The sequence below is a fragment of the Oceanospirillum sanctuarii genome, from assembly GCF_002150805.1.
GTDB lineage: Bacteria > Pseudomonadota > Gammaproteobacteria > Pseudomonadales > Halomonadaceae > Oceanospirillum > Oceanospirillum sanctuarii.
Genome location: NZ_MTBA01000001.1, coordinates 621,524 through 633,843 on the forward strand (window position 1 = coordinate 621,524; position 12,320 = coordinate 633,843).

Annotated in this window: 8 protein-coding genes; 5 read left to right on the plus strand and 3 right to left on the minus strand. The window is 47.4% G+C overall.

Features of this window, described 5'->3' with window-relative positions:
• Nucleotides 1-3,072, plus strand: a complete 3,072-nt coding sequence (locus BV405_RS02675; protein WP_086479296.1) for an efflux RND transporter permease subunit — start codon at nucleotides 1-3, stop codon at nucleotides 3,070-3,072.
• A gap of 113 nt (nucleotides 3,073-3,185) precedes the next feature.
• On the opposite strand, the gene BV405_RS02680 is transcribed toward BV405_RS02675, so the two are convergent.
• The gene (locus BV405_RS02680) at nucleotides 3,186-3,485 is read right to left on the minus strand and encodes a hypothetical protein (protein ID WP_245832218.1); all 300 of its coding nucleotides are present in this window, start codon (nucleotides 3,483-3,485) and stop codon (nucleotides 3,186-3,188) included.
• A gap of 234 nt (nucleotides 3,486-3,719) precedes the next feature.
• On the opposite strand from BV405_RS02680, the gene BV405_RS02685 reads away from it, so the two are divergent.
• From BV405_RS02685 to BV405_RS02695, 3 genes are all read left to right on the plus strand, one after another.
• Nucleotides 3,720-4,895, plus strand: a complete 1,176-nt coding sequence (locus BV405_RS02685) for a glycerate kinase (protein ID WP_086479503.1) — start codon at nucleotides 3,720-3,722, stop codon at nucleotides 4,893-4,895.
• A 271-nt stretch (nucleotides 4,896-5,166) separates the two neighbouring features.
• Complete coding sequence (locus BV405_RS02690) at nucleotides 5,167-5,745, plus strand: hypothetical protein (RefSeq protein WP_140054436.1); 579 nt, start codon at nucleotides 5,167-5,169, stop codon at nucleotides 5,743-5,745.
• A 129-nt stretch (nucleotides 5,746-5,874) separates the two neighbouring features.
• Nucleotides 5,875-6,402, plus strand: coding sequence for a DUF3750 domain-containing protein (locus BV405_RS02695; protein ID WP_086479504.1), 528 nt, complete (start codon nucleotides 5,875-5,877; stop codon nucleotides 6,400-6,402).
• 15 nt (nucleotides 6,403-6,417) lie between these two features.
• Here BV405_RS02695 and BV405_RS02700 read toward each other — a convergent pair whose 3' ends face one another.
• Both BV405_RS02700 and BV405_RS02705 read right to left on the minus strand, forming a co-directional pair.
• The gene (locus BV405_RS02700) at nucleotides 6,418-8,952 is read right to left on the minus strand and encodes a sensor histidine kinase (protein ID WP_086479298.1); all 2,535 of its coding nucleotides are present in this window, start codon (nucleotides 8,950-8,952) and stop codon (nucleotides 6,418-6,420) included.
• A gap of 31 nt (nucleotides 8,953-8,983) precedes the next feature.
• Nucleotides 8,984-11,395, minus strand: a complete 2,412-nt coding sequence (locus BV405_RS02705) for a GGDEF domain-containing response regulator (protein ID WP_086479299.1) — start codon at nucleotides 11,393-11,395, stop codon at nucleotides 8,984-8,986.
• Nucleotides 11,396-11,774: 379 nt separating this feature from the next.
• On the opposite strand from BV405_RS02705, the gene BV405_RS02710 reads away from it, so the two are divergent.
• A complete protein-coding gene (locus BV405_RS02710) occupies nucleotides 11,775-12,251 on the plus strand; it encodes a peroxiredoxin (RefSeq protein ID WP_086479300.1) in 477 nt (158 codons plus the stop codon).
• The last annotated feature ends 69 nt before the right edge of the window (nucleotides 12,252-12,320 follow it).

Sequence of the window (12,320 nt, forward strand, 5' to 3'; positions counted from 1 at the left end):
GTGAGTATCGCTAAATATTTTATCGAGAAAAAAGTCTCCAGCTGGATGATTACCTTCATTCTGCTGATTGGTGGCGTGATCTCTTTCTCTAAACTCGGTCAGCTTGAAGATCCCGAATTCACCATTAAAGATGCGTTGGTTATTACCTATTACCCGGGTGCAACACCTGAACAGGTGGAAGAGGAAGTTACATATCCCATCGAGCAGGCGATTCAGAATCTGCCTTACGTTGATAAGCTGGTCTCCACCAGTAAAGCGGGCTATTCCAAAGTTCAGCTGACGGTTAAAGATACCTATCGTGGTCCGGATCTTAATCAGATCTGGGATGAACTTCGGAAAAAGATGCGTGATCTGTCAACGTCTCTGCCAAAGGGCGCTTCATCACCTAATGTCATTGACGACTTTGGCGATGTTTATGGCGTTTTGCTGGCGGTCACCGGTGAAGGCTATCGCTACAATGACCTGAAATCCTATGTCGACTTTCTGCGCCGTGAGCTGGTTCTGGTTGATGGTGTCAGCAAGGTGGCTATAGCCGGCCAGCAGCAGGAGCAGATCTTTATCGAGATCTCCCGTGCGCGTCTTGCTGCGTTAGGCATAACCGTGGGTCAGCTGGATCAGCTACTGAGCAGCCAGAATGCTGTATCTAACGCTGGTCGCGTTAAGGTGGGTAGCGAATACATTCGTATCAGCACAACAGGTGAATTTGAAGACCTTACGGCCCTTGAAAGCCTGCTGCTGCCTTCACCAACCGGTGATACGGTCTATCTGAGTGATGTGGCTGAAATTCGCCGTGGCTATAAAGATCCGGCTAATCATCGTGTTGACTTTAACGGCCAGCGTTCGCTTTTGCTGGGTGTTTCCTTCTCATCAGGTGTGAATGTTGTTGATGTGGGCAAGCATCTTGAAGACCGTATCCATGAGCTGGAATACCAGCAACCTGCGGGTATCGAACTGAATACGATCTACTTCCAGTCCCATGAGGTTGATAAATCTGTCAGTTCTTTCCTGCTTAACCTGTTTGAAGCCGTTGGTATCGTTATTCTGGTTCTGCTGGTCTTCATGGGTGTCCGTTCGGGCATTCTGATCGGCCTTATCCTGCTGCTGACGATTCTGGGCACCTTTATCGTCATGCAGTATATGGGGATCAACCTGCAGCGTATCTCTCTGGGCGGTTTGATTATCGCGCTGGGTATGCTGGTTGATAACGCCATTGTTGTTACGGAAGGCGTTCTGATCGGCCTGAAACGTGGCTACAGCAAGCTACAGGCCGCAGAGGATGTGGTTAAACAAACTAAATGGCCCTTGTTGGGCGCTACTGTCATCGCCATTGTCGCCTTTGCCCCGATTGGCCTCTCACCGGATTCCGTTGGTGAGTTTGTGGGCTCTCTGTTCCAGGTGCTTCTGATTTCCCTGTTCCTGAGCTGGATTACAGCAATCACGCTGACGCCTTTCTTCTGTGATCTCTTCTTTAAGGAAGAGGTGAAAGAGGAACACGAGCTGGAAGACCCATACAAAGGGATTCTGTTTACCGGTTACAAGTGGCTGCTTTCCCGAGCGCTCCATTACCGAAAAACCACGGTGCTTATTCTGGTTGCATCTCTGTTTACTGCAGGCTGGGCGTTCCAGTTTGTGAAACAGGCTTTTTTCCCGCCATCAACAACACCATTGTTCTTTGTGACCATGGAGATGCCGGAAGGAAGCCATATCGATGAGACCTATGCCCGGGTTCAGGATGTTCAGAACTTCATCCTGAAAGATGATCGTGTACTCTATGCGTCATCGACCACAGGTCAGGGCATGCTGCGCTTTATGCTGACGTATTCCGCTGCTCAAGCGAATACCAGCTACAGCCAGATCGTGGTTCGGGCCAAAGAGGGGGATGATATTCCTGACATGATCGCCAAGGTCCACCAATATCTGAATGCCAATCATGGTGATCTGGACTTTAAACTCGATCGTCTGATGCTGGGTCCATCAAGTGGCTCGAAACTTGAAGCTCGTTTTATCGGTCCTGATCCTGAAGTGTTGCGACAACTGTCTGTGAAGGCTAAAGCTGTCTTTGAAGCTGACGGCGGTATCGAAGGCATCAAGGATAACTGGCGTCAGCGCGTCAAAGTGCTGCGTCCGGTATTTGATGAAGCCCATGCACGCCGTCTTGGTATCACGAAAAAAGAGATCGATCGTGTTCTTCTGATGAATTTCTCAGGTACTCAGGTGGGAGTTTACCGCGAGGGCACCAAGCAGATTCCGATCATTATGCAGCCACCGGCTCAGGAGCGTCTGAGCATCGAACAGATGCATGATCTTCAGGTGTACAGTCAGGCGACAAAGAGCTATGTACCTCTAAGCAGTCTGGTTTCTGACTTTAAGGTTGTTTGGGAAGACCCAATTATTGAACGCCGTAACCGCAAGCGCTCAATCACGGTGATGGGTGATCCGTTAATCATGGGTAATGAGACGGCAAATGCAGTGTTCCGCCGTATTCGACCTGATATTGAAGCGATTGCATTACCACGTGGCTACAGCATGGAATGGGGCGGTGAGTACGAGAACTCCCGTGATGCACAGCAGAACATTTTCAGTTCTCTGCCAATGGGCTACCTGTTTATGTTCATTATTACGGTGCTATTGTTCAACTCGTTCAAAGCATCCATTGTGATTTGGCTCTGTGTGCCTTTAGCTTTGATTGGTGTTTCCCAGGGGCTTCTGATTATGGATGCCGCCTTCAGCTTTATGGCACTACTGGGCTTTTTGAGCCTTTCCGGCATGATCGTTAAGAATGGCATCGTGCTGTTGGATCAGATCAATTATGAACTGTCCAAAGGTGTTGAGCCGTACGAAGCGGTGTTCCACTCGGCAGTAAGTCGCGTACGCCCGGTGTGTATGGCAGCAATTACCACGATTCTGGGTATGGTGCCTCTGCTGTTTGATGCCTTCTTTGAAGGGATGGCAGTGGTAATCTCCTTCGGACTAGGCTTTGCCACCCTACTTACACTGATTGCGGTACCGGTATTTTATGCCATGTTCTTCCGCATTCCGTATCAACCTCATCCGAAAATGAAAGTGGTGTAAGCTACTTCACGGATGACATCTAAACGTCAAAAGCCCCTGCAGAGTGAAATCTGCAGGGGCTTTTTTATTAATTCGAGATCAGTTTTGAAGTGCGATGGTTATTGAGGGGGCGGTTAGTAACGGGGACCAGCACGCTTGATAAAGAAGGCTTTGCAGCTGCCGTTCACAATGGAAAACATCGTGTAGTACTGATTACCTGCCTTAATGTAGCTGGCAACCTCTTTCTGCCGGCTGGGATGATGGCGCTTCAGTACCACCGCTGGCTGAAAGACAGAACTATTCTTGCCCAAAAAAGCTTTGGAAAGCGTATTCGCAGCACTTTTAGCTTTATAGTCGGGACATTCAGCCCACGCAGACGGGCTCGCCAGCATCGCCAGCATCGCCAGCAAAAGCGCGGCTAGAGGCCATTTCAAGTTGCGTGTTGCTGGTGCTGACTTGTCTTGCATAAATAACCGGCGAAACATGAGAAAAACCTGTTAGGGGTAATACGGATAAGAGTAATTACTTGTGATCAGTCTCTCAAGTTACTTAGTGTGTGAGCCTTGTCACAAAAAGTGATTTAATGACTGAGAGACGCAGTGAAATGTGTTTGAAGCTCAATCTGTGAATTAGTGCCACTGACAACAAAGAAAATAATGAGGCCTTTTGTGAAATTTCTGATTGCTCCGGATTCATTTAAAGAAAGCATGTCTGCCCGCCAGGCTTGTGTTGCTATCGATAAGGCCATTAAAGCGGAACTTCCCGATGCTGAAACCATTTTACTGCCCATGGCAGATGGTGGTGAAGGCACACTTCCGGTTTTGGTTTCTGCTCTGGATGGCAATGTAGAAGCCATTGAAGTCAGTGGTCCGCTGGCTTATGCCAAAGAAACTGAAACCTCTGAACAGCCTATGGTAAATGCTCAGATAGGAATACTGTCTGACGATACTGCCGTTATTGAGATGGCTGAGGCTGCAGGTCTTCATCTGGTACCTACCGAGAAGCGAAATCCTGAACTGACGACCACCTTTGGTGTTGGCCAGATGATTCTGCATGCTCTTGATCTTGGTATTCGCCACTTTCTGATCGCTCTCGGTGGTAGCGCTACCAACGACGGCGGCCTTGGTATGCTGACCGCCTTGGGTGCTAAAGCACAGGACAAATCTGGTACGGCACTGGCACCAACAGGGGGTAATCTAAAATCGGTTGTCCGCCTTGATGTCAGTGCCCTTGATCCCCGGCTTGCAGATTGTCAGTTTATGCTGGCTTGCGATGTCGATAATCCCCTTACCGGTGCCACGGGAGCCAGTGCAATTTTTGGCCCGCAAAAAGGGGCTACTCCCGAGCAGGTTACAGCTTTAGACCAAGGGCTTGAGAACTGGGCCGAGATTCTGAATGAAACCTATGGTCGTCAGATCAAAGATATTCCCGGTAGTGGCGCTGCCGGAGGCCTTTCCGCTGCTTTTCTGGCTGCTTTTGATACAAGCCTTAAACCCGGTATTGAGCAGGTTCTGGACATTGTTGAGTTCGATCAGAAGTGTGCCGACGTAGATTGGGTCATCACCGGTGAAGGCAGTCTTGATGGTCAGTCTTTAGCGGGTAAGACCCCTGTAGGTGTTGCCAGACGGGCAAAGCAATTTGAGATTCCTGTGGTTGCCTTTGCCGGAAGGCTTGGTGATGGCTATGAGGCGGTTTATGAAGAGGGGATTGATCTCGCCTTATCGATCACACCAGAAGGAATGCCTCTTGAGCAAGCGTTAGCTGAGGCTGAAAATAATATCTGCAACTCAACCCGAGTATTGATTCAGCTACTGTTTTCATCTGAAACAACACAGGTAGAATAGCGTCTCTACTTTCTTTTTACGTTTTATTTCAGGGATGTTCATGCTAACGCTGATCAGAACTTTTCTTGGTTTTTTATTTGTTGCTGTGAGCTTGCCAGCTTCCGCTGCAAGTGTCCCCACCGAACCTGCTTTACCGGGTGATAAGGTCGTTATCTCTTTTTTTGAATATCCGCCACTGGCTCATGTTTCTCATACCGGCCGTGTTTCCGGGACCGTTATTGAGACAGTTCGAGAAATATGTGCCAAAGCGCAGATCGATTGTGAGTTGAGAATGTTGCCGGTAGCTCGTGTTTATCGGAGCATTTCTAACGGAACGGCTTCTGTGATTATCACCGGGCGACATCCCAGTCTTGGTAATTGTTGTTCAGACGCGAACTGGCACTTCCCCTGGACAGCTGGGATTTACTCCAAAACACCAGTTGATCTGATTGCTGACAGCGAAGAGGAGCTCCGATACCGGAAAATGATCATCATCCGAGGTTGGCTTTCCCCATATCGCTATTTTGAAAATCTCCGAACCTTGTCAGATCAGGGCGTTGTAAAACTTGCGATGGCGCAGGACAACAGTAGTGCCATCCGGATGCTGGAGCATGAGCGTGCGGAGTACCTGTGGGGCGGTAGTCATTTCAGCTGGTATCTTGAAAAACGGGGGCTAACCGGAGAGTTTAACTATAAGCCGTTAATTTCTTCGCCATTAGCTCTTTGGGTGGATAAAAACCGCCCTGACGTTTTACTGGCACTGAATAAGGGATATCAGAGATTAAAGCAGGAAGGCGGTCTGACAGCAGACGGTAGCCAGCTGAATCGTTTCCTGATGTCAGAACGCTACGAAGACGCTGCAAGCTATTGACATCGCGCCGCATATTAACCAGATCCTGCCTCTTTAGTGATAATCGATCACCAAAGTGAGATGTGAACTGTTCTTGTGGTGATTCGTACTGTAAAGCAGCTGCAGAATCCTACTGAAGAGGCCAAAAGAATGATCCGAATTGTTTTGCTGCTGATGGCGCTGATGATCACCTCAGGTTGCAGTAACAAAGACTGGCGTACTGCCAGCCGGGAACCTGCCGGAATTGCGCCAAAAGCTGAATCAACCCCTGAAGCTGTCATTCAGGTTTATGGTGCGCCTGTTTATGGTTGGCGGGGCCTGTTTGCGATTCACACCTGGATCTCGGTGAAACCATCCCATGCGGATAATTACACGGTTTACGAAGTGATCGGCTGGCGGCAAAAACGCGGTTTACCGGCCTTGCGTATTGAACAGGATTATCCGGACCGTTACTGGTTCGGTGAAAAGCCGGAACTCCTTCTTAGCCGAAGCGGGGAAGGGGTTGATGAACTGATTGTTCAGATCGATAAAGCAGCACGAAACTACCCATGGGCAAATCAATACACCATGTTTCCGGGGCCAAACAGTAATACCTTCCCTTCTTGGATTGCAGAACAGGTTCCTGCACTTGGTCTTGATCTGCCGCTTAAGGCAATTGGTCAGGACTGGAGAGAATAGCGCCAAACTACTTAACTAACTTTCCGGTTGCTGTTCTCTTGTGTATTTCTTAGCCATACCGCTGGCAACCAACGGTGATGCAGATGGCTTTAATGATGAGGCCGGAATATCGATACTAAAACAGCTACCTGTTTCAGATGACTGAATGTCGAGTTTTCCTTTTAGTTGAGCTGTCAGGCTTCTGATCAACTTTAGGCCAAGGCTCTTACTTTTCTGTAGCTCTGCAATGTTTTCGATGCCAGCACCGTTGTCCGAAACACTTAATCTGTAATTTTCATCTCCGTCTGTCGGCATAAAGCGGATATCGATAGTTGATGATTGCCGTTCTTCCGAATCCTTAAAAGCATGCTTCATTGCATTAGAGATCAATTCATTCAGGATCAGCCCAATAGGCACAATAACCTCTGGTTCAAATTCACCATCGCAGGCTTTAATGGCGATTTTTAGAGGGACAGAGCCCAGATAACTTTGTCTTAGCGTTTCAGTCAGACTCTCAATATAAGGGCGGATACTGGCTCGGGACAGGCTTGTGGACTGGTAAAGCTTCTCATGGACCAGAGCCAGTGCTGAAATCCTTAGGGCGGCTTCATTCAGGCTTTCTTTGGTCTGTTGGTGTTCGCTGGAGCGGGACTGCATTTTCAGCAGACTGGCAATCACCTGCATATTGTTTTTTACCCGGTGATAAACCTCTTTTAGCAGAACTTCTTTTTCCTGAAGATCCCGTTCAATACGCTTTTTTTCAGCCAATTTATCTGAGATATCACGGATAATCGCCATAACAACCCTTTCATCGCCATACTCAATGGGGCTGAGAACAATATCAACAGGGAAAGGGCGCCCCTCCGCATGCAGGGCTTCAAGGGCCAGATTCTGCCCCATTTCGCGGGTAACAGGGTTACGTATGTACTGCTTGCGATGACTGCGGTGCATATCCCTCAGGTTTGGTGGAAGCAGGGTTTCTAAAGGTTGCCCCTCAAGCTGATCGGGCTGATAACCGAAAATTTCAAGAATTCTGCGATTGGCATAAACAATGGTTCCCGAGTCATCAACCAGAACGACAGCCTCAGGAGCCATCTCCAGAACTTTACGGTTTCTTTGTTCTAAAGCCGTCAGTCGACAGTTTGCCTCAGCCATCGCATCGTAGTGATGACGGGACTTAAGCAGCATCCTGACGGCAACCGCTGCAATCAAACCGAAACAAACTGAAAGTGCAATAATAAAGGCTCGGGAATCCTGCTTGAACATCGCCTCTGTTGCAGATGTTGGCGTAATTTCAACATCAAAGATGCGTCCCGCAATGGCAACATTGGGTGGGACTAATGACTGGCTTTCATCATTTACCAAACCAGACACTACCGGTGTCAGTTTGGTGGTGAACTTCAGTCCAAGCTCCTGCCACGGGTGCTTTATAAAATAGTCCTGATTGAATAACCCGTGTATACAAAGATCATTGCCCGGATTTGACGCGGCGGCTTTAACTGAGATTAAAAGACGATCATTGAGCCATTTCATTTGATAGGGCGAACGATTGCAGTCAGGCAATGCGGTATCGATCTTTTCACCATATACCTCAGTGCTAAAATCGGATTTTTCGAGCACAACACCTACCAGTCCCTGTGCATAGGCCTTTTCAAAATTACTGGGCTGCATTAAGGGGTCTCCGAGATACCAGGAGAGCGAACTCAGGTCTGTGATGGCGTCGTCCAGCGTAGAAAACGCCAGTTTTTTTATCAGTGTGAGATGGTTATTCACTTCCAGTTTGTAATATTGCTCTTTGTTATCGTGGGTGTTGTTTGCGATAACTAAACCAAGCACTAAAAATGCGACAAAAACAGACTGAGGTAACCAAAGGAAGCGAATTTCAAAGGGTTTAAGGCGTACAAGGTTGATGATCAAACCGATACAGGCAACCAGAAAAATGGCGCTTGTCAGCATGGATTGGCCGGAAGACAGGCGACCAAAAATAGTCTCTGAGCTTGCCGTACCCCAAACAAAAAGGGCAATGGAAACGGTGCTTGCTGTTGCCATCACCAGAGATGCATAAAGCGCTAACGCGACCCTGGCAGACCTCAGACGCATTAGGGTTTCATAGGTGATCACAGAATTTGGGGTGCTTACCAGATTGCGAATGATGAGTGCGACGGCCAGAGCCGTAAAACTTAAAGTTGTTGCCGGGGAGGGCCGGCCGGGATAGCGTCCCTGTTCTGCTGGCATCCAGTCTTTAAAGAGAAACTCGTCAATACCCAGAATCTGATCAAAGGCGTATTCATAGAGTGTCGCCAGAGCCATAAACAGAAGCGTGATTGGTGCGAGCAAAAGAATGAAGCGTTGAACGCTATAGCGAGCAGGAAAAGAGACCAGTGTCAGCCCCAAAAGAAGAAACATCAAACCCGTGTTATAGCGACTGACGCCAGCACCGAAAGGGCTTACGAGACTTTTTACTTCTAAGTGCCAGCCGACGAGGATTATTCCAGCCCCCGCCAGGGTGATCACTCCTGCCACTACAGGGAAAAAATGGCGAAACAAAGGTTCCTTAAGTTTAATCAACATCCGTTATCACCACCTTTAATCCCTATAATGCTTAATCTTTATTGATGGTTCCCAGATCAATGGCCTGATACCGATCCGGTAGCAGATAAGTTGCCTTATCTTTAAGGCCTGAATCCCGTTTGTCAGAACGGTCATCACAGAGAATGACCGGAATTTTCAGGGCCTGTGTCATGGCCATGGTTGCATCCAAATAGATTGCCAGATTCGGCTGATCATCTGTCAAAGCAAACTCACAGTATTCCGGTGCAAAATTGTAGAGCAGATCAACAGATGCACTCTGACCATTAAAAAGATTCAGGCAGAACTGAAATCCTTCCTGTTTGATTTCATTAATTTTCAGGCTGGCGGCTTTACCATCGGTCATTAAGCGACCGGTCAGGCCGAATACAAACTGACAGGGTTCCAGACCATAACTTCTTATACGGACCGCAACATCTTTAACCAGCTCGGCCGATTGAAGAATGGCAGGATAGAAAGGGATGATCACAACAGGCTTATCCGTGTCCTTAGAGTTTTTTAGCTCTGAACAGACTTTTTCAACGACAGCTAAAAGCAGATTACGGGACAAACCGCTGTAATTGGCGATATTGAAAAAGCTATCCGGCGTCAGAAAATAGTCTCGTTCTTCCCAGTAGACCAGAACCTTAATAATAGTTTGGGCACAGTCACTCGAAACAGGAGTCGCTTTCAGGAACTGACAGGTTAGTCTGCCATCTGCCAGAGCACTGGTGATTCGAATCTCATTATTGATTCGGCCTTTCACATTTTCCGCAACATCTTCGTTGTAAAAATGAATCTGGCCACGACCATTTACTTTTGCCAACTGCAGAGCAGAAGCACTGGCATTGAGTAGGGTGTCTGCAGTGATACCGTCATCCGGCCCGATAGCGATACCGGCACAGGCCGTCACAAGGAGCTCCTGATCATCAACAAAAATGGGTTCTTTAAGCTCATCAAGTGCTCTGTTAGTAATAAACATCGCCTGATTGACGCTTTCCAGTGAGTGCATAATCAGCACAAAACGATCACCACCTAAGCGACCAATGGCCAGATTATAATGCCCTAAATCGTTTAAACGGGTGGCCAGTTCAGTCAGGATATGATCCCCGACCGCGATCCCGTATTGATCATTGATAACGTCAAAGTCATCGATATCAATCGTAATAACAGCGATCCCATTCTGGTCATACTCATTGAGCTCAATAATATGAGTGATCTCATCTTTAACCTGAGGGAGGTTCATAAGCCCCGTTAAAGCATCATAATTGGCCAGATGATAAAGCTTCTGTTCGGCACGTTTCCGATCGGTCAGGTCATAGATCTGGTAGAAGTAATAGCTCGGGTTTGACTCTTTATCATGCAGCAGGCTGATATTAATCATAAGCCAGCGTTCTATATGGCTCTCTTTCAGCTGAACTTTTAATTCATGTTGAAAACTAGATACCTGACCGGAAAGGAGTGACAGATGTCCTTCCTGAATTTTGGTTCTGTCGTTATAAGAGAGTGACAGTGCTTCGGTAATATTGATATCAGATACCTGAGGGAGGTCGAACAACTCCGAAAAAGCCGAGTTATGCTCGATCAGTCCGCCGTTCAGTGATACTAAGCCAACACCCACTGACGAATTGTTGAATGCGGCCTGAAAACGACCATCACTTTTGCGGATTTCAGATTCAATCTGCAGTCGATGAGAGGCATCTCTGAGAGCCAGCAAACCTCCAATAACTCTGTTTGCTGCACCACGGACAGGTGCCGCAGAAAAGTCGATAAAGATTCGGTGTCCTGTATTGATGTTTTTAACAGAACCATTAAAGACAATAGGCATGACAGCATTACGCTGCATTGCACTGGCAACGGGAGAGGCGGTCAGTGCTGTGCCATTCTGATCGTATAGCTGGATTAATTCACTGACATCTTTCCGTATCAGGTCATCGACACCACCCACTTCGAGTAATCTGCAGGCTTCAGCATTGGCAAAGTGGATCAGTCCATCGATACCCACGGCAATAATGCCATCATGAACCGCATGCAGGATGTGTGAAAACCAGCGCTCCTTGTACAGCAGCTTGTGCTCCAGCTGATGCTTGGTCAGTGCAATCTCAATACTGGCACGAAGCGCCTGAGCGTTATAAGGCTTGGTGATGTACCCATAAGGGGCAACCTTAGCCGCACGCTCGACGGTGTTTTTATCGCTGAATGCGGTCAGGAAAATAACAGGGATGGAACGGGATTTAAGAATTTCTTCGGCCGTTTCGATACCATCGATACCGTTGCCCAGAACGATATCCATAAGAATCAGCTCAGGATCAAGATCCTGTAATTGTTCAATCGCTGATTCACCATCGTGGGCGACCCCCACAACGTCGAAACCGAACTCCTCAAGCTGCTCGGCAAGATCCATTGCGATAATGGCTTCATCCTCGACGATAAACAATCGTTTCATGCAGTACTCCCTTGCAGTATTCCCATACTGCTCTAGCTGCAGACATAGCCTTTTACTCTCTCAAGGTAGCAAAAGATTGGCTCTACAGTTTATTTATTCCGTTAAAATCCATCATTAGATCACCTGGACTGTAGTTAAAAGCCTACAGGGGTGTTTAGGGGTAGGTAGTCAGTGAATGTTTATCATAACTAAGTTCCATCTGATAGCGGTCTAAGACAAAAGATAGCCTGATAAATCTGACCAAATTTCATCACCAACTATTTTACTCGGTTATTTCCGGATGATACGTTAAGATTTACCAGTGTCATCGCACTGAGTTTCAGTTCAGAGCGTATATTTTTCCAAATACCCATATTGATGGATGATTTTGAGGTGAGTGATGTCTATTCAGGTTGGTGAGAAAGTTCCAAACGTAGAATTGAAAGTAATGGGTGAGCAAGGCCCTGAATCTGTTCAGACTGATGAACTGCTGTCTGGCAAAAAGGTTGTTCTTTTTGCAGTACCGGGCGCCTTTACACCGGGTTGTTCCGTGACCCACCTGCCGGGCTTTGTAGTTCATGCTGATGCAATCAAAGCTAAAGGCGTTGATTCTATTATCTGTACCTCTGTTAATGACGCTTTCGTGATGGATGCATGGGGTAAGAACCAAAACGCTGAAGAAATTATCATGCTGGCAGACGGGATCGGTAACCTGGCTGAAGCAGTCGGCCTTGAAAAAGATCTGACCGGTGTTCAGTTTGGTGTTCGTTCTCAGCGTTATGCCATGATTCTGAATGACGGCGTCGTTGAGTATTTGGGTGTTGATGAACAAGGTGTTGAGAAGAGTAGTGCAGAGACTATTCTGGCTCAGCTTTGATGTGTACGGATAATTTTTTGAAAAAAGTGTTGCTTAACAAAAAGTTATCCTTATAATACGCCCCATCAA